This is a genomic window from Sphingobium cloacae, assembly GCF_002355855.1.
Classification (GTDB): domain Bacteria; phylum Pseudomonadota; class Alphaproteobacteria; order Sphingomonadales; family Sphingomonadaceae; genus Sphingobium; species Sphingobium cloacae.
Genome location: NZ_AP017655.1, coordinates 1254587 through 1272160 on the forward strand (window position 1 = coordinate 1254587; position 17574 = coordinate 1272160).

Annotated in this window: 16 protein-coding genes and 1 pseudogene; 10 read left to right on the plus strand and 7 right to left on the minus strand. The window is 64.4% G+C overall.

Translation table 11 applies throughout. The annotated features are described in order from the left end of the window. Nucleotides 1-12: 12 nt before the first annotated feature. Entirely contained in the window at nucleotides 13-2418 is a 2406-nt protein-coding gene (locus SCLO_RS06120) for a TonB-dependent receptor (protein ID WP_083949023.1), read from the minus strand. 325 nt (nucleotides 2419-2743) lie between these two features. On the opposite strand from SCLO_RS06120, the pseudogene SCLO_RS23805 reads away from it, so the two are divergent. Further along, a pseudogene (locus tag SCLO_RS23805) lies at nucleotides 2744-2899 on the plus strand (IS3 family transposase); the annotation flags it as partial. A gap of 136 nt (nucleotides 2900-3035) precedes the next feature. Here the strand turns inward: SCLO_RS23805 and SCLO_RS06125 are convergent. Further along, nucleotides 3036-3413, minus strand: coding sequence for a MerR family transcriptional regulator (locus SCLO_RS06125; protein ID WP_066515756.1), 378 nt, complete (start codon nucleotides 3411-3413; stop codon nucleotides 3036-3038). A gap of 74 nt (nucleotides 3414-3487) precedes the next feature. Between SCLO_RS06125 and SCLO_RS06130 the strand changes: the two genes are divergently transcribed. Then, nucleotides 3488-4237, plus strand: a complete 750-nt coding sequence (locus SCLO_RS06130; protein ID WP_066515755.1) for a glutaredoxin family protein — start codon at nucleotides 3488-3490, stop codon at nucleotides 4235-4237. Here the strand turns inward: SCLO_RS06130 and SCLO_RS06135 are convergent. The 3 genes from SCLO_RS06135 to serB form a co-directional block, all read right to left on the minus strand. Then, a complete protein-coding gene (locus SCLO_RS06135) occupies nucleotides 4234-5850 on the minus strand; it encodes a L,D-transpeptidase family protein (RefSeq protein WP_456154407.1) in 1617 nt (538 codons plus the stop codon). The genes SCLO_RS06130 and SCLO_RS06135 overlap by 4 nt on opposite strands. Continuing rightward, nucleotides 5799-6056, minus strand: coding sequence for a hypothetical protein (locus tag SCLO_RS06140; RefSeq protein WP_066515674.1), 258 nt, complete (start codon nucleotides 6054-6056; stop codon nucleotides 5799-5801). Before SCLO_RS06140 ends, SCLO_RS06135 begins: the two co-directional genes overlap by 52 nt. A gap of 159 nt (nucleotides 6057-6215) precedes the next feature. Further along, nucleotides 6216-7091, minus strand: a complete 876-nt coding sequence (serB, locus tag SCLO_RS06145) for a phosphoserine phosphatase SerB (protein ID WP_066515670.1) — start codon at nucleotides 7089-7091, stop codon at nucleotides 6216-6218. Here serB and miaA point away from each other — a divergent pair. The 8 genes from miaA to trmFO all read left to right on the plus strand — a co-directional run bounded on the left by miaA (nucleotide 7090) and on the right by trmFO (nucleotide 16178). Beyond that, nucleotides 7090-8034 (plus strand): tRNA (adenosine(37)-N6)-dimethylallyltransferase MiaA, encoded by a 945-nt coding sequence (miaA, locus tag SCLO_RS06150; protein ID WP_066515666.1) that lies wholly within the window; start codon nucleotides 7090-7092, stop codon nucleotides 8032-8034. The genes serB and miaA overlap by 2 nt on opposite strands. 100 nt (nucleotides 8035-8134) lie before the next feature. After that, entirely contained in the window at nucleotides 8135-9883 is a 1749-nt protein-coding gene (locus SCLO_RS06155) for an acetolactate synthase 3 large subunit (protein ID WP_066515747.1), read from the plus strand. Further along, nucleotides 9880-10233: a hypothetical protein gene (locus SCLO_RS06160; RefSeq protein WP_066515665.1), complete on the plus strand. Its 354-nt coding sequence runs from the start codon at nucleotides 9880-9882 to the stop codon at nucleotides 10231-10233. The genes SCLO_RS06155 and SCLO_RS06160 overlap by 4 nt, the downstream gene beginning before the upstream one ends. Beyond that, complete coding sequence (gene ilvN / locus SCLO_RS06165) at nucleotides 10233-10748, plus strand: acetolactate synthase small subunit (RefSeq protein WP_066515662.1); 516 nt, start codon at nucleotides 10233-10235, stop codon at nucleotides 10746-10748. Before SCLO_RS06160 ends, ilvN begins: the two co-directional genes overlap by 1 nt. Before the next feature lie 62 nt (nucleotides 10749-10810). Continuing rightward, nucleotides 10811-11830, plus strand: a complete 1020-nt coding sequence (ilvC, locus tag SCLO_RS06170; protein ID WP_066515660.1) for a ketol-acid reductoisomerase — start codon at nucleotides 10811-10813, stop codon at nucleotides 11828-11830. A gap of 100 nt (nucleotides 11831-11930) precedes the next feature. Next, nucleotides 11931-12554, plus strand: a complete 624-nt coding sequence (locus tag SCLO_RS06175; protein WP_066515657.1) for a YceI family protein — start codon at nucleotides 11931-11933, stop codon at nucleotides 12552-12554. Nucleotides 12555-12993: 439 nt separating this feature from the next. Further along, nucleotides 12994-14670, plus strand: a complete 1677-nt coding sequence (gene leuA, locus SCLO_RS06180; protein WP_066515653.1) for a 2-isopropylmalate synthase — start codon at nucleotides 12994-12996, stop codon at nucleotides 14668-14670. 164 nt (nucleotides 14671-14834) lie between these two features. Beyond that, nucleotides 14835-16178, plus strand: a complete 1344-nt coding sequence (trmFO, locus tag SCLO_RS06185; RefSeq protein WP_066515650.1) for a methylenetetrahydrofolate--tRNA-(uracil(54)-C(5))-methyltransferase (FADH(2)-oxidizing) TrmFO — start codon at nucleotides 14835-14837, stop codon at nucleotides 16176-16178. Between the two features lie 4 nt (nucleotides 16179-16182). Here the strand turns inward: trmFO and SCLO_RS06190 are convergent, their stop codons facing one another. Next, nucleotides 16183-16647, minus strand: a complete 465-nt coding sequence (locus SCLO_RS06190) for an EF-hand domain-containing protein (RefSeq protein WP_066515644.1) — start codon at nucleotides 16645-16647, stop codon at nucleotides 16183-16185. Between the two features lie 12 nt (nucleotides 16648-16659). Continuing rightward, nucleotides 16660-17304: a hypothetical protein gene (locus SCLO_RS06195; RefSeq protein WP_066515643.1), complete on the minus strand. Its 645-nt coding sequence runs from the start codon at nucleotides 17302-17304 to the stop codon at nucleotides 16660-16662. Nucleotides 17305-17574 lie beyond the last annotated feature (270 nt).

Here is a 17574-nt window from a genome sequence, read left to right on the forward strand (position 1 = left end):
CATGTCCCTCCTTCAGAACCGATAGCGCGCGGTGGCGCCGAAGGTGCGCGGGTCGCCGACCGAACCGATCAAGCGGCCGCCCGCGTCCTGGATGCTTTTGCTATAGAAAGTGAGCTTGTTGAGTATGTTACGGCCCCAGACGGAGAGCTCCCATCCGCTGTCGCCCTGCTTGATGCCGATATGACCGTTGAGCAGGCCAAAACCGGCCACGCGTGAATATCGAGAGTTATTGTAGGTGCTGAAATAGCCCGACCGGTAGTTGTAGTCGGCGCCCGCAAAGGCTGTGAGCTTGTCGGTGATGGGCGTCTCATACGTCCCGCCGATCGACGCGGCATAGCGTGGGGCTGCTGGCAATTGCTGGCCACTGAGATCGCACACGGTCGGCTGGCCCGGCGCGCGAAGCTCGAACGGGCACTGAGCAGTCTTGTAACTGACATACTTCGCTGGATTGTACGTTCCCGATGCCGTCAGCATCAGACCGTCCGTCGGAGTTACCGCCAAATCCAGTTCGATGCCCTTGGAGCGGACCTTGCCGACATTGGCGATATAGAGCCGGGCCGGAGTAACGCTCTGATCCAGAATGTTGCTCTGGTAATCGCTCACATTGGTCAGGAAGAACGCGACGTTAGCCGTGACGCGTCGGTTGAACAGCTGGCTTTTCAGGCCGATCTCGAAGCTGTTCACCTTTTCAGGTTTGACCACCGCAAGTTCGAGCAGCAATTCCCCGTTGGCTCCGCGCGGCAGGTTCGAGAAATTGAGTCCCCCCGATTTGGCCCCGCGCGAATAGGTCCCATAGATCAGTGCATCCGGGCCGATCTTCTGCGACAGGGTGGCGAGGCCCGACAGGCTTTTCCAGCTCTTCTCCAGCTCATAATAGGGAACGAGCGGAGTAAAGCTGTTACGCAGGGCGATCTGCGCGGCGTTCAGGCCGGAGATATCGATCCGGCTGCCCCGCACCTGCTCGTAATTGCCGCTCTTGCGTTCATAGGTGAAGCGCAGACCGCCCGTGAAGCTCAGGCCTTCGGTAATATGCCAGGTAGCCTGCCCGAAAGCCGCGTAGCTATCGGTGCGCGATGTCGACAGGAAGTCGCCCCAGGCCCCGTAAAGCGCCGCCTGCCGCTGGACCGGAGTCAGCCCGGATGTGCCCGGTGCGATGTTGTAGATGCCGGCGTCGCGACCATATTCGATCAGCGTATGGCTTGGGAGGCGCTGGCGGAAGTAGTACAGGCCAACTACGTAATCGAGCTTGTTGTTTCCGTTCGATGCCAGGCGAAGTTCCTGGCTCCACTGCTTCTGCCGGTCGTACGCGTTGCCTTCCAGATCGATGTTGAGAGCGCTGTTGTCACCATCGTTGCGCGGCGACCAGTTCCAGAAACGGTAAGACGAAATGGAGGTCAGCGTAGTGCTGCCGAAATCCTTGTCGATACGCAGCGACACGCCGCCTTGGTTCATCCGGATCGGACCGAGCCAGTCGGAATCGGTCCGGCGGGCGCCAGGATCGATGGCCGGCGGAGTATAGCCAAGCTCGGCCGCCCGCTCGAGATAGGGACGAACGATCGGCGCGCCATTATCGTATTGCGTAGCGTAGCCCAGAATGGTGCTGATGCAGCAACTGGTCCGCTGGCGCGCATAGTCTCCGATCAGGCGAAGTGTGAGCGTGTCCGATGGCTCCCACAGAAGCTGGCCCCGCAGCGTGTAGTTGTCGAGATCATGGACGCTCCGCTTCTGGAAGGTGTCGTCGATGAAGCCGGAGCGCGTCGTCACCTCGGCGGACAGACGTCCAGCCAAATTGTTTGTGATGGGACCTGAAATGGAACCGCGTGCCTGGAAGAAATTGTAATTGCCCACCGAAACATCCGCGGTACCCTCGGTCTTAAAACTGGGAGCCTTCGTGGTCACACTGATCGCACCGGCAGTGGTGTTGCGGCCAAACAGGGTGCCCTGTGGTCCGCGGAGTATCTCGATGCGATCTATGTCGACCAGGTTGAAACCCGCCTGCCCGACGCGCGAATAGTAGACGTCGTCGATGTAGAAACCCACGCCGTTGTCGAGGCCATTATTGGTGAAGGCAATGTTCGAGCCCAGGCCACGGATATTGATCGTCACATTGCGCGGGTTGAAAGTGTAGACCGTGAGACTCGGTACTTCCTGGTAGAACTGCTGAAGATTGAAGGCAGCCTTGGATTCCAGTTGCTCTCCGCCCAACACGTCGATCGCCACGGGCACGTCTTGCACATTTTCCGAACGACGCCGCGCGGTTACGAGAATCTCGCCCGCACTGGCGCTAGCGTCGTCCGCTGCGTTGACGGCGGTTTCGGCTCTTGCTTCGGAAATCGGATAGCCACAAGCGACGAGCGCGAAGGCCAGCACGGCGTGCAGTTCATCAAGATTACCAACCCCTGTTACGCTTCTGCGCATGCAAACCCCTTTGGCGGTTACGAAAGATCATGGATCCTCTCCGCTGGCGGGGGTCGAGGGGATAAGGGAGCTCCCGCACGATTGGGTCGCCCACCACTCACTTTGAGTGAACTTGATTACTCTACTAATTTGATAGTGATTTACCCAAGATAGTTTTTCTTGTGCAGTGCAAAACGGCTTTTCTGCACGCTAATCATCCGACGTTGACTGAACGCAACTCATTAAATAGGAATGATTTTATCAGAGATAGAAATCGATCGCAGCTATGGCGACCCGCCTCGTCGACCTGCCCGGCCATCGGCAGGAAGACGATTTCCAGGAGTGCCGGAAGGCTATCGAGCAGGTCCGTCGCGTTCTTCCGGTATCGGAGCGGTGGACCTGCCGTGTTCTGGTGCAGCATCGATCAACGCAGCGACGTCGTCCAAAGGATGATGCCGAAGAGCAGCGTCTAACGGCTGACATCGTCGCGCTGGCCAAGGAAACTGATGCTCCTTGCTCTAAGCGTCTGGAAATCCATCTGGCAGTCTATGTCTGTAAATGGGTTGCCGATCTGCTGGACGGAATGACCACTTTAGGTCGGAAACCCAGTCATCCCCTGGAGAGGCATCACACCCCCCTCACCCCTCAAACGCCGCGATAATGGGACAAGGCCCTTCTTCCGACGCCGCGCATTGATGCGCCAGCCGCCGCAGCGATTTCCGCGCCGCTTCCAGTTCCGCGATCTTCGCGTCCAGCGCCGCCAGCCTTTCCGCCGCCAGTGCCCGCGCCCGCGCGCGGTCCTGCCCGGCATCCAGCGTCAGCAATTCCCCGATCTGCTCCAGCGTGAAGCCCGCCGCCTGCGCGCCCCGGATGAATCTCAGCCGCCGCGCGTGCTCCGCGTCATATCGCCGCACCCCGCCCTGCCGCTCGGGCAGGTTCAGCAATCCGCGCCGCTGGTAGAAGCGCACCGTCTCGACTCCCACGCCGCCTTCCCGCGCCAGTCCCGAAATCGTCATCATGCCCTTGACTCCGTACCATGGTACGGACTCTATATGGGTTGCATCCGCAGCACCACAAGGATCAGGATGACATGACCGACAGCCCCGCGAAGAAGGCGACGCTCTACCGCATGGTGATGCCGAACCACGTCTGCCCCTATGGCATCAAGGCGCGCTGGCTGCTCCGTCGCCGGGGCTATGCGGTCGAGGATCGCTGGCTCACCACGCGGGAGGAGACCGACGCCTTCAAGGCGAAGCATGACGTCAGGACAACGCCGCAGGTCGTCATCGACGGCCGGCGGATCGGCGGTCATGACGACCTGCGCCGCTATTTCGGCCTCAAGGTCCGCGATCCCGACGCGACCAGCTATGTTCCCGTGCTCGCGGTCTTCGCGGTCGCCGCCTTGCTGGCGCTGTCCGTCAACAGGCTCACCGCCACGCCGCTGGTCGGCATCATGCTGCTGGAGCGGTTCGTCGCCATCGCGATGATGCTGCTCGCCATGCTGAAATTGCAGGATGTGGACCGCTTCGCCACCATGTTCCTGAATTACGACCTGCTCGCCCGCCGCCTGCCGCCCTATGGCCGGGCCTATCCCTTCCTGGAACTGGGCGCGGGCGCGCTGATGCTCGGCCATGCGCTGAACTGGCTGTCGATCCCGGTCGCGCTCTTCATCGGCGGCATCGGCGCGGTGTCGGTGTTCAAGGCGGTGTATATCGACCGGCGCGAGCTCAAATGCGCCTGCGTCGGCGGCGGCAGCAACGTCCCGCTGGGCTTCGTCTCGCTCACCGAGAATGTCATGATGGTGGCGATGGCGCTCTGGATGGCGCTCGGCCTCACCTAGCTGCCGCCGTCCCGCTCATAGACGTCGGGCAGGAAGCTCACCCCTTCCTTGGCCGGCACCGCGGTCAGATAGGTGAGGTAGACCGGCACCGCCTGCGGCAGCGGCCGATGCTGTTCCGGCTTGTCCGAATCCGTCGCCAGCGCCTTGCCGAAGAACCATTTGCCCAGCCTCGGCGCATCCTCCAGCCGGACGCAGCCATTGCTGAACTGCCGCGCGGGCTTGGCGAACAGGTCGCGCGAAGGCGTATCGTGCAGGTAGATGCCCAGGTCGTTGGGGAACATGAACTTCATCCGCCCCATGGAATTGCCCCGCCCCGGCAGTTCGCGCACGCGCAATTCCTGCCGCCCGTCCGCCACCGCCTGCCAGTCGATGCTGCTCTGCCTGAGCTTCTGCGGGTTGGCGCTCCAGTCCGACAGCGCCTCATAATTCATCTTCTGGAGCGAAGCGCCATCCAATATCTTCGGCGCGATCTTCCGTTCGACCAGATCGGACGGCACGTTCCAATAAGGGTTCAGCGTCGCATAGCGGATCATGCCCGCCATCATCGGCGTCTGGCTTTCCTTCGCGCCGACCACGACCTTCATCGTGCCGTCCAGCTTGCCCTCGCCATAATACCAGAGCCGCGCCGACGCCGCGTCCACCACCACATGCCGCACCCATGGGCCGGGCAGCAGCCGCGTCCGCTCCATGTTGAGCGCCAGCGCGCGCAGATAATATCGCGGCCCGCGATTGAGCGCCGTCACCGTCTGCGTGCCCGCGATGCCGTCGGGCGTCAGGCCATGGTCGCCCTGGAACGCCTTCACCTTCGCGGCCAGCGCCTTGTCATAGCTTCCGCCCGGCGTCAGCCCCAGCCGCTCGCGCAGCGCGGCCACGCCCGGCCCCTTCGCCCCGGCTTTGAGCTTGAGGCCCGTGGGCACCCCCACATCGGGCAGGTCCGCCCATGTCTTGGCATAGCCCGCCCGCGCCTTGCGCAACTGCATGTAGAAGGGGCTCATCCAGCCCGCCTTCTCCACATAATCCGCGAAGGAGGATGTCACCGCCGCCGCGCGCAATATGTCCACCGGGCCGGGGTCGCGCGGCTCCACTTCCGGATCGAGGTAGCGCATCTTCACCGCCTTGGACGGCTTGCGCATGTCGGCCACCAGCTTCGCGAAGCTCTTCGAGAGCGCCAGTTCCGCGCTCGCCAGCGCCCTGGGATCGCCGCTGGCGTTCGCGTCCCCGATCGCCTTGCGCAACCCCCTGGGGTCGTAGCTGCCGGGTTTCAGCCCATCGGCTTCCGCGCCGTCGATCAGGTCCAGCAAGGCGTCAGCCTGCGGCCCGATGGCGTTCTTTTCGACCCAGATCGGCCAGAAACCGCGCGGCCCGTAGAAATCGCGCAGCTTGCCACCCACCTGCGCGCGGATTTCCGCCGCCACGCTGGATCGCGCGGGCGCTTCTTGAACGGCGGCGTCCTGCGCATGGGCGACCGGCGCGGCGCCAAGGCCCGCCATCAGTCCGGCAATGAGGATGGAAGCAAGGGAAGGGGCGCGGCGGATGTGCCGCGCCCGGAAAGACTGGGTGATCAGCCGCGTTCTCCCCGCCGCGAAGGCACGGGCGGCGGCGGCGGCCGGCAAGGCGGACCCTGGATCGCGTTATAGATGCCATCGGCGGTGTAATAACCGTCGATGATGCCGTCTCCATCGCGGTCCGCCGCGACCGTCCCGGCGATCGCGCCCGGCCCCAGCGGCGGCGCTGGCGCGACGGGTTCATCCTTGGTGGAGGCGCAGGCGCTCAAAGCGAGCATCCCTGCGGCGGCCAGAGCCATTTGCCGTATATTCATAGCATCTCCCTGTGGCGTCCGCGCGGAACGGCGGATGCCCTGCACTACTCAACGCTGCGGAAACGCAGCCGCTTCCTAACGTGCATCAGGGAAAAAGGATTCCATTACCCATTCGCAATGACGGCGAACGGAGCCTTAACCAAGGCCAGCCGTTGAACCTCAGCGCGCCACCCACTCCGCCGAAGCGATCCCCTGCGCATAGAGCAGCACGGACAGGTCGCCATGCACCACCTCCGCGTCCGCCGCTTCCCGCGTCCGGGGCTTGGCATGATAGGCGACGCCCAGCCCCGCCCCCTCGATCATCGGAATGTCGTTCGCCCCGTCGCCGACCGCCAGCGTCAGCGCCCGGTCGATCCCGCCCGCGACCGCCGCTTCCAGTTCCGCCCGCTTGCGCGCCGCATCCACGATGGGCACCGTCACCGTACCCAGCAAAGCCCCGTCCGCGATCTCCAGCACATTGGCGACCGCGCTGTCGAAGCCGATCTCCTCCGCCACCGGCCCGGTGAAGCGCGTGAAGCCGCCCGACACCAGCAGCGTCCTGGCGCCCCGCGCCTTCATCGTCCGCACCAGCGCCTTGGCCCCGCCCATGATGACGACGCGCTCTTCCCGGCAACGGTCGATGGCCGCATCCTCCAGCCCCTTGAGCAGCGCGACCCGCTCATGCAGCGCGCCCGCGAAATCCAGTTCGCCCCGCATCGCCCGCTCGGTGATCTCGGCGATCTGCGCCTTGATCCCGGCATAGTCGGCCAGTTCGTCGATGCATTCGACGGTAATCATGGTCGAATCCATGTCCGCGATCAGCAGCTTCTTCTCCCGCCCCGCGACCGGCTGGACGATCACGTCCACCGCGCCCAGATCAGCGAGGACCGCCCGCGCCGCCACCGGATCGCCGCCGAAGAAGATGTCCGCCGCCTTGCCCTCGTCCAGCCACCTGCTATCCACCGGCGCGCAGCCCGCCGTCGCGAGCCGTCCCACGGCTTCCGCAATATCCTCCTGACTCAAGGACGCACTTGCCACTAAGGTCGCGACGAACATGAACACTCCCGATCCCGATCAGGGCGAATCCCGCCCCCGCGTCGCGCTTATTGCCGGGCCCACGGCCAGCGGCAAGAGCGCGCTTGCCATCGCGCTGGCGCAGGCGGCGAACGGCACCGTCATCAACGCCGACGCCAGCCAGGTCTATGCCGACCTGCAAATCCTCTCCGCCCGCCCCGATGCGGAGGAAATGGCGCAGGCGCCCCATCGCCTCTTCGGCCATATCGACGGCGGGGAAGCCTGCACCGCCGCTCGCTGGGCCGCGCAAGCCCGCGCGGAAATCGACCGCGCCCATGGCGAAGCGCGCCTCCCCATCCTCACCGGCGGCACGGGCCTCTATCTTCGCACCCTGCTCGACGGCATCGCCCCGGTGCCGGACATAGACCCCGCCATCCGCGAAGCCGTCCGCGCCCTCCCGGTGGCGGACGCTCACGCCGCCCTGACCCGCGAAGACCCGGAGGCCGCCGCCCGCCTCGCCCCCGCCGACACCAGCCGCGTCGCCCGCGCGCTGGAGGTCGTCCGCGCCACCGGCCAGCCCCTCGCGGAATGGCAGCGCCACAAGAGCGGCGGCATCGCCCACCGCATCGGCCTCTCCCCCCTCATCCTGCTTCCCCCGCGCGACTGGCTGATCGCCCGCTGCGACCTGCGCTTCGGACGGATGGTGGAGACCGGCGCGGCCGAGGAAGTGGAAGCCCTCCTCGCCCGCAACCTCTCCCCCGACCTCCCGGTCATGCGCGCCATCGGCGTCCGCGAAATCGCCGCATGGCTCGGCGGTGGGATCGACCGCGACACCATGCTGGAACGCGGCCGCATCGCCACCCGCCAATATGCCAAACGTCAGTACACCTGGTTCTCGCGCCAGCCGCCCGCTGACTGGACTCGCGAAACGAGACAGATTGATGCGGAATTAATTGCAAAACTGGTAAGAAAATTACAACAATGACTGTTGACTTGCCATTTTCTATCCAATAGAGGCACCCACCTTGCCTTTGCCGCCGGTGCGGCGCAAAGGCATGGCCTGCACGCAAGGGAAGGATTTCATCGTGGCCGAAAAGAGCGGCGCGGACATATTGGTCGAATGCCTCATTGATCTGGGCGTCGAAGTCGTCTTCGGCTATCCCGGCGGCGCGGTGCTGCCCATCTATGACGCGCTCTTCGACCATCCGAAGATCCGCCACGTCCTCGTCCGCCATGAACAGGGCGCGACCCATATGGCGGAAGGCTATGCGCGTTCCACCGGCAAGCCGGGCGTCGTGCTCGTCACCTCCGGCCCCGGCGCGACCAACGCCGTCACCGGCATCACCGACGCGCTGATGGATTCGATCCCGCTGGTCGTCATCACCGGTCAGGTCGCGACGCAGCTGATCGGCACCGACGCCTTTCAGGAAGCCGACACCATCGGCATCACGCGGCACTGTTCCAAGCATAATTATCTGGTGAAGGACCCCGGCAAGCTGGCGGGCGTCATTCATGAGGCGTTCCATATCGCCACCACCGGCCGCCCCGGCCCGGTCGTCGTCGACATTCCCAAGAATGTCCAGGTCGCGACCGCGCCCTATAAAAGGCCCGAGGCGCTCGAACATGCGAGCTACCGCCCGCAGGTCAAGGCGGACGCAAAGGCCATCGACAGCGCGGTCGAGATGCTGGCGGCGGCGGAGCGCCCCATCCTCTACACCGGCGGCGGCGTCATCAATTCCGGGCCGGAAGCCACGCGCCTGCTGCGCGAGCTGGCGGACATCACCGGCGCGCCCGTCACCTCGACGCTGATGGGCCTCGGCGCCTTTCCCGCTTCCTCGCCGGCATGGTTGGGGATGCTGGGGATGCATGGCACCTATGAAGCCAATTGGGCGATGAACCAGGCGGACCTGATCCTCTGCATCGGCGCGCGCTTCGACGACCGCGTGACCGGCCGCCTCGACGCCTTCGCGCCCCATTCGAAGAAGATCCACATCGACATCGACCGCAGCTCGATCAACAAGACGGTGGAGGTCGACCTCCCCATCGTCGCGGACGTGGGCAGCGCCATGGCCGACATGATCGCGCTCTGGAAGTCGCGCAACCACCGCAAGGCGGACCTGTCCGCATGGTGGAGCCGCATCGACGGCTGGCGCGAGAAGAAGAGCCTGTCCTATCCCGACAGCGCCGCCGAAATCATGCCGCAGGAAGCCATCGCGCAGCTCTACAAGGCGACCCGCGGCGCGAAGGACGTCATCATCACCACCGAAGTCGGCCAGCACCAGATGTGGGCCGCCCAGCATTTCGGTTTCGACGCGCCGAACAAATGGCTGACCTCCGGGGGTCTGGGCACCATGGGCTACGGCTTCCCCGCCGCCATCGGCGCGCAGGTCGGCAACCCCGACAGCCTCGTCATCTGCGTGGCGGGCGACGCCTCGGTCCAGATGAACATCCAGGAAATGGGCACGGCCAGCCAGTATCGCACGCCGGTCAAGCTCTTCATCCTTAACAATGAATATATGGGCATGGTCCGCCAGTGGCAGGAACTGACCTATGAAAGCCGCTATTCCAACAGCTATTCCGACAGCCTGCCCGACTTCGTGAAGCTGGCCGAAGCCTATGGCTGGACCGGCATTCGCATCGAAGGGCCGCAGGAACTGGAGGCGGGCATTGCCCGAATGATCGACACGCCCGGCCCGGTGATCGTGGACTGCCGCGTGGCGAAGCTGTCCAACTGCTTCCCGATGATCCCGTCGGGCGCGGCCCATACCGACATGCTGCTCGACCCCAGCCAGGTGGAAGGCACGCTGTCGGACGAGGCGAAGGCGCTGGTGTGACGCAACATCTCAGGCTCCGCATCCATGTGAACGAACCCTGGGATTTCGAACGATCCGCGGGCACGGCGGAGCTGACCGGCTGGACCGTGGATCATGCCGATCCGGAAAATGAGGAATGGGAAGTGCATCTGGACGAAGGGTTCGATTTCCACGATCGCCGCATCGCCCGCCTTCTCGCCGGGCCGCGCTATGTGGGCGAGCATCTGACGCGGATGTTCGACGCGGTGACGGGCTTCCCCGTCCGCCTCGCCTATCGCGGCGACGGGGCCTGGCACTACGCCTTCGCGGGCATGATCTCGCAGCGCCATGAGCGCAAGGAAGAAGAACCGGACAACGGGGCAGCCATTTGATGCATATCCAGGAAGAACTCTCCGAGCGGCACGTCCTGTCGCTCACGGTCGCGAACGAGGCGGGCATATTGGCGCGCATCGCGGGCCTGTTCACCGCGCGCGGCTATAATATCGACAGCCTGACCGTGGCGGACATCACGACCGACCATGCGATCAGCCGCATCACCATCGTCACCGTCGGCCCGCCCAAGGTGATCGACCAGATCATTGCGCAGCTCGAACGGCTGGTCCCGGTCCACAAGGTCACCGACCTGACCGAAGCCGGCCCCTTCGTGGAGCGCGAGCTGGCGCTGGTGAAGGTCGCCGGCACGGGCGAGGACCGCATCGAAGCGCTGCGCCTTGCCGACGTGTTCCGCGCCAAGGTGGTCGACACCACCATCGGCAGCTTCATCTTCGAGATTACCGGCACGACGGAAAAGATCGACAATTTCGTCGCCCTCATGCGCCAGATCGGTCTTGTCGAAGTCGGCCGCACCGGCGTCGTCGGCCTCACGCGCGGCAGGGACGCCGCCTGAACCCACCTCATCCCATCACCGCCCCCTCACCGGAGCGAGCAAGACAGAAAGAAGGAACTTCCATGAAGGTTTATTACGATCGCGACGCGGACATCGGCCTCATCAAGGGCAAGAAGGTCGCCATCCTCGGCTACGGTTCGCAGGGCCATGCCCATGCCCAGAACCTGCGCGATTCGGGCGTCGCCGAAGTCGCCATCGCGCTCCGCCCCGGTTCCGCCAGCGCCAAGAAGGCCGAAGGCGCGGGCTTCAAGGTGCTGCCCAACGCCGAAGCCGCCGCCTGGGCCGACGTCCTCATGATCCTTGCCCCCGACGAGTTCCAGGCGGACATCTACGCCGCCGACATCCACGCGAACCTGAAGCCCGGCGCGGCGCTCGCCTTCGCGCACGGCCTCAACGTCCATTTCGGCCTGATCGAGCCGCGCGCCGATGTCGACGTCATCATGATCGCGCCCAAGGGCCCCGGCCACACCGTGCGCGGCGAATATGTGAAGGGCGGCGGCGTGCCCTGCCTCATCGCCATCTATCAGGATGCGACCGGCAACGCGCATGACATCGCGCTTTCCTACGCCTCGGCCGTGGGCGGCGGCCGCAGCGGCATCATCGAAACCAATTTCAAGGAAGAGTGCGAAACCGACCTCTTCGGCGAACAGGCGGTGCTGTGCGGCGGCCTCACCCACCTCATCATGGCGGGTTTCGAAACGCTGACGGAAGCGGGCTACGCCCCCGAAATGGCCTATTTCGAATGTCTTCACGAAGTGAAGCTGATCGTCGACCTGATGTATGAAGGCGGCATCGCCAACATGCGCTATTCGATCAGCAACACCGCCGAATATGGCGACTATCACACCGGCCCGCGCGTCATCACCGACGAGACCAAGGCGGAGATGAAGCGCGTCCTCAACGACATCCAGCAGGGCAAGTTCGTCCAGCGCTTCATGACCGACATCAAGACCGGCTATCCGGAAATGAAGGCGAAGCGCAAGCTCCAGGCCCAGCACCCGATCGAAAAGACCGGCGAGCAGCTGCGCGCCATGATGCCGTGGATCGGCGCGAACAAGCTGGTGGACAAGGACAAGAACTAAGTCCTTGCGGGAACGATCCGTTTCCGCTTTCCGGACTGGACTTGCAGGGGGCGTCGCTTATTCTGGCGGCGCCCCTTGAACGTTCTGGAGAATTTGCGAAATGCGGACATATCTCATCCCCGCCGCCGCCCTGCTCGCGCTGGCGGGAGGCACCGTCGTCGTCGCGCAGCAGATGCCCGCCGCCGCGCCCGGCACAAAAGACGTGTCGAAGGTCACCGGCGGCCGATATGCGATCGACCCCGATCACACGCAGATCGTCTTCGCCTATGACCATATGGGCTTTACCAACAATGTGGGCGTCATCGCCCAGTCCACCGGCACGCTGACGCTCGACCCGAAAAACCCCGCCGCCGCGAAGGTTTCGGTCGAAGTCCCGATCGCCAATCTCAAGACCGGCATCGCCGAACTCGATACCCATCTCATGAAGCCGGAATTTTTCGACAGCGCGAAATTCCCCAAGGCGACCTTCGTGTCGACGGGCGTGAAGGTCGACGGCGACGATGCCGAAATCACCGGCAACCTCACCATCAAGGGCATTACCAAGCCAGTGACGCTGGACGCCGATTTCTACGGCGCGGGCATGCACCCGATGACCAAGAAGGAAAATGTCGGCTTCAACGCCACGGCCACGATCAAGCGCAGCGATTTCGGCATGGGCTATGCCGTGCCGATGGTCGGCGATGCGGTCGAACTGCGCATCGTCGCCGCCTTCGAGAAACAATAAGCGACAGGCGGGGCGGCGGTTTCCCGCAACCGCCGCCCCCACCCAGACGCGCCAAGGCGGGTTTTGGCCAAAGGCGGACATTCTTTTTCCCTTTTCCTCCTGTGGGAGAAGGATAGGGAGCCTCGTCTCACGAAGTGAGGTTAGGCGCAGTTGGATGAGGGGGGAGAGGCGAAGTGACCACGCCCTTCTGACACCGCATCCCCCGCCACCCACGCCCCTGCAAAAATCGACTGGACGCGGCCGCCCGAATAGGGTTATGCCCTCTCCCATGATGCAGCGTCGGCTTCTTTCCCTGCTACGACTTACACGCCCTTAGGCGTGACTTTCATGCTGCCCGCCATTTGCAGGACGCAGCAATCCGCCTAAGGGCATTTCCAACCACAAGTCATTCCACCGGATGCGCGGCAACGCGCCCGTATGCAGAAAAGTAGCTTTTCCGATGATGCTGACCAATCCTTCCGCGAAATACCGCCCCTTCCCGCAGGTCGATCTGCCCGACCGCCAGTGGCCCAGCCGCGTCATCACCGCGCCGCCGCGCTGGCTCTCCACCGATCTGCGCGACGGCAACCAGTCGCTGATCGACCCCATGAACGCGGAAAAGAAGAACCGTTTCTTCGACCTGCTGGTCAAGATCGGCGTCAAGGAGATCGAGGTCGGCTTTCCCGCGGCGGGCGCGACCGAATTCGACTTCATCCAGGATCTGGTCCGTTCGGGCCGCATCCCGGCCGACGTCACGCCGCAGGTGCTGACGCAGGCGCGCGAAGACCTGATCGCCACCACCTTCGAATCCCTGCGCGGCGCGGACAAGGCCATCGTGCATGTCTACAACGCCATTTCGCCCGCATGGCGGCGCATCGTCTTCGGCATGGAACAGTCGGAAATCAAGGGCATCGCTGTCCACGCGGCCAAGCTGCTGCGCGACAATGCGGCGAAGCAGCCCGACACCGACTGGCATTTCGAATATTCGCCGGAAACCTTCTCCACCGCTGAGCTGGATTTCAGCCTGGAATGTTGCGAGGCAGTGATCGACATTCTCCAGCCGACGCCGGAAAAGCCGCTGATCCTGAACCTGCCCGCCACGGTGGAGGCGGCGACCCCCAATGTCTATGCCGACCAGATCGAATGGTTCTGCCGTCATATCTCGCGCCGGGACAGCGTGGCGATCTCGCTCCACACCCATAATGACCGGGGCACCGGCGTGGCGGCCGCTGAACTGGGCATCATGGCGGGCGCGGATCGCGTCGAAGGCTGCATGTTCGGCAATGGCGAGCGCACCGGCAATTGCGACATCGTGACCGTCGCGCTCAACATGTATTCGCAGGGGATCAATCCCGGCCTCGACTTCTCCGACATCGATGAAGTCATCCAGACGGTCGAATATTGCAACCAGCTGCCGGTTCACCCGCGCCATCCCTATGGCGGCGAACTGGTCTTCACGGCCTTTTCCGGCAGCCATCAGGACGCGATCAAAAAGGGGTTCGCCGCGCAGGAAGCGCGCAACGACGAAATCTGGGACGTGCCCTATCTGCCCATCGATCCCGCCGATCTGGGCCGCAATTACGAAGCGGTCATCCGCGTCAATTCTCAGTCGGGCAAGGGCGGCGTCGCCTGGGTGCTGCAACAGGACAAGGGGCTGAAGCTGCCCAAGCGGATGCAGGCCGACTTCTCCCGCGTCGTGCAGGCGCTCGCCGACCAGAGCAGCCGTGAACTCAACGCCGCCGACATCTGGGCCGCGTTCGAGGCGCATTACCGCCTGTCGGGCGACCAGCCCTATCGCCTGATCGACTATCAGGAAGGCGGCGCGGCGGGCGACCGCATCTTTACCGGCAAGATCGCCTTTGAGGGCGGCGAACGCTCCATCTCCGGGCGCGGCAACGGCCTGCTCTCCTCCGTGCTGGCCGCGCTGCGCGACGAGTTCGGCGTCGATCTCGACATCGCCGACTATAGCGAGCACGCCATCGGCGCGGGCACCGACGTGGCGGCGGCCGCCTATGTCGAATGCCGCACGGGGGACGGCCGCACCGTCTTCGGCATCGGCACCGACACCGACGTCGCCACCGCCTCGGTCCAGGCCGTCCTCTCCGCCGCCAACAGCGTCGCGGCGGCCCGCGCCTGATCGTTACGAACACGAAACAAGATGGCGAAGGGCGGGTCCTCAAAACCCTTTCCCCTCGCCATCTCGTTCATGGTTTCACCCGCCGGCGCCTTGAGGCATCACCTGGCAACACCTGATCGCCTTGCCCGTTGCGGCAAAGCGAAAAATCCCCCAGTGGAACCAACATGACTCATCAGGTGCACATCATCGGCGGCGGCCTCGCGGGATCGGAGGCGGCCTGGCAACTGGCGCAGGCGGGCGTGAAGGTGCGCCTCTCCGAAATGCGCGGCTCAGGCGACATGACCCCGGCGCATCAGACGGATGGCCTTGCGGAGCTGGTCTGCTCGAACAGTTTCCGCTCCGACGATGCGGACAAGAATGCCGTGGGCCTGCTGCATCAGGAAATGCGGCGGCTGAACTCGCTCATCATGGCGCAGGCCGATCTGGCCAAGGTGCCCGCCGGATCGGCGCTGGCGGTGGATCGCGACATCTTCTCCCAAGGCGTCACCCGCGCCCTGGCCGAACATCCCCATGTCGAAATCGCGCGCGAGCGGATTGACGCGCTCCCAGCGGAAGGCATGACCATCATCGCCACCGGCCCGCTCACCGCGCCCGCCCTTGCCTCCAGCATCGGCGCTGCAGCAGGCATGGATCATCTCGCCTTCTTCGACGCCATCGCGCCGGTCGTCCATTTCGACAGCATCGACATGGACAAATGCTGGATGGCCAACCGCTGGGACAAGATCGGCCCCGGCGGCGGCGAGGGCAAGGATTACATCAACTGCCCGATGAACAAGGAGCAATATCAGGCTTTCGTGCAGGGCCTGCTCGACGGCGAAAAGACCGACTTCAAGGAATGGGAGACGAACACCCCCTATTTCGAAGGCTGCATGCCGATCGAGGTGATGGCTTCGCGCGGCCCCGAAACGCTGCGCCATGGTCCGATGAAGCCCATGGGCCTCGACGATCCGCGCACCGGGCGATGGCCCTATGCGGTGGTACAGCTTCGTCAGGATAATGCGTCGGGCACGCTCTGGAACATGGTCGGCTTCCAGACCAAGCTCAAGCATGGCGCACAGATCGAATTGTTCCGCACCATCCCCGGCCTGGAACGAGCGGAGTTCGCGCGGCTGGGCGGGCTGCACCGCAACACCTTCATCCAGTCGCCCAGGCTGCTCGATGCGACACTGCGCCTCAAGAGCGCGCCGCACATCCGCTTCGCCGGACAGGTGACGGGCTGCGAAGGCTATGTCGAAAGCAGCGCCATCGGCTTGCTCGCCGGGCGTTTCGCCCTGGCGGAGCTGACGGGCCGCGCGCTCGCGTCCTTGCCTGCCGACACGGCGCTGGGCGCGCTGCTCGGCCATGTGACGGGCAATGTGGAGACGGCGGACTATCAGCCGATGAACGTCAATTTCGGCCTGTTCCCGCCGCTGGACGACGTGAAGAAAAAGCAGCGCAAGGAAGCCATGACCGCCCGCGCCCGCGCATCGCTGGGGCAATGGCTGGGCGAGGAACTCCAGCCCGCCTGAACCATCAGCATTTGCAATGCGGCTTGGGCGGCTTCTTCGGCGCGGTCGCGGCGAACTCGGCGGGGGTCAGCTTGCCGTCGCCATCGGCGTCCGCCTTGCCGAAGCGGTCCGATGTCGCCACCGCCCATTCCTCGAAGGACAGGAGGTTGTCGCCATCCTTGTCGAGCGCCTTGAACGCCTTCACGCGGCTGCCCATCATCTCGATCCGGGTGATGACCCCGTCGCGGTTGCGATCATAGCGGGCGAAGCGCTTCTGTTCACGGGTCTGGGGGCTGGCTTCGCCAGGCATGGGCGGCGCTTCGCCCACCGCATCGGGATCGCCCTCCGGCAATTCCTCGACCGCAGGGGGCGGAGGCGGCCCGACCAGCGCCTGCGGTACGGGTGCATTCCCTGCCTGCCCCTGCCACCAGAACAGCCCGCCAGCCACCAGCAGCAGCGCCGCCATCCCGCCCGCCAATAATCGCCCCATATTTCCGTCCCCTCAACGCCCGCGCAGGGCAATCGCCATCAGCCGCAAATAAAGGCCCGGCGTCAATATGGCAGGCGCGCGCCGTCCCTTCTCCACATCGCCCCGCGCCAGTCCGAAAGCGATCCGCAACGGCTTCCACGCCGCAGGCCAAGGCAGCCGTCCCTCCGGCAGATGCCGCCGCGCCAGCAGGATCGCCTCATCCGCCAGCGCCACGTCGCCACTATGCCCCGACAGATCCCATAGCGCCCAGACCGCGCCGGCCCGCGTCAGCCAATCCGGCCCTTCCTCCTGTCCGGCCAATGCGCGGAACAATCCACCGCCCCGGCCCGCGGCAAAAGCGGGCAGGTCCATATCTCCCAGCAACGCCTCCCATCCGCCCAGCCATTGCGAAAGCCCCGGAGGCGGCGCGATGCCCTTCGCCCGCATCGCATCGATCAGCGGTTCGCCCCTTCCCTTGGCGGCCGCCTCATCCTCCAGCGCTTCCCGCCACCAGGCCAGCCTGATCTGGCCGATCATCGGCTCGCTGGTGGTCGCAACCAGTTCCGCCATGCGCTCGTCCAGTGCCCAGAGCAGCCGGTGCCGCTCCCCATCACGCCCGGCATAGACGCTCAGCAGGCGAGCCAGGGCGGATATTCCGGGATCGAAGGACAGAGGCATGGAGAAGCCGCTTCAGGATCGGACGTTGGGAAGAAACGCTCTGGGCGCGCGACATGCATAAGGCAAGTGCCGCTTATCCAATCATAACCATTCGAAGAGCCATATTTCCCATATTATACGCATCCTTGCCGTCCCATGTTTCCGCCGTTCTCGGCCCGTTTGGCCGATTCTCCTTTATCCGTTCCTTAACTATCCATGCCGTATTTGCACATTTTCCCATCATCGCCTTGGGGGGCGGTGAGCGATGATCCGGCGCGTGCCGGACAAGCA

Bases quoted from the DNA above. Each gene is read 5' to 3' on its own strand.
- SCLO_RS06120 (WP_083949023.1), bottom strand. From the start codon at position 2,418: ATGCGCAGAAGCGTAACAGGGGTTGGTAATCTTGATGAACTGCACGCC.
- SCLO_RS06125 (WP_066515756.1), bottom strand. From the start codon at position 3,413: ATGACGATTTCGGGACTGGCGCGGGAAGGCGGCGTGGGAGTCGAGACG.
- SCLO_RS06130 (WP_066515755.1), top strand. From the start codon at position 3,488: ATGACCGACAGCCCCGCGAAGAAGGCGACGCTCTACCGCATGGTGATG.
- SCLO_RS06140 (WP_066515674.1), bottom strand. From the start codon at position 6,056: ATGAATATACGGCAAATGGCTCTGGCCGCCGCAGGGATGCTCGCTTTG.
- miaA (WP_066515666.1), top strand. From the start codon at position 7,090: ATGAACACTCCCGATCCCGATCAGGGCGAATCCCGCCCCCGCGTCGCG.
- serB (WP_066515670.1), bottom strand. From the start codon at position 7,091: ATGTTCGTCGCGACCTTAGTGGCAAGTGCGTCCTTGAGTCAGGAGGAT.
- ilvN (WP_066515662.1), top strand. From the start codon at position 10,233: ATGCATATCCAGGAAGAACTCTCCGAGCGGCACGTCCTGTCGCTCACG.
- ilvC (WP_066515660.1), top strand. From the start codon at position 10,811: ATGAAGGTTTATTACGATCGCGACGCGGACATCGGCCTCATCAAGGGC.
- SCLO_RS06175 (WP_066515657.1), top strand. From the start codon at position 11,931: ATGCGGACATATCTCATCCCCGCCGCCGCCCTGCTCGCGCTGGCGGGA.
- leuA (WP_066515653.1), top strand. From the start codon at position 12,994: ATGATGCTGACCAATCCTTCCGCGAAATACCGCCCCTTCCCGCAGGTC.
- trmFO (WP_066515650.1), top strand. From the start codon at position 14,835: ATGACTCATCAGGTGCACATCATCGGCGGCGGCCTCGCGGGATCGGAG.
- SCLO_RS06190 (WP_066515644.1), bottom strand. From the start codon at position 16,647: ATGGGGCGATTATTGGCGGGCGGGATGGCGGCGCTGCTGCTGGTGGCT.
- SCLO_RS06195 (WP_066515643.1), bottom strand. From the start codon at position 17,304: ATGCCTCTGTCCTTCGATCCCGGAATATCCGCCCTGGCTCGCCTGCTG.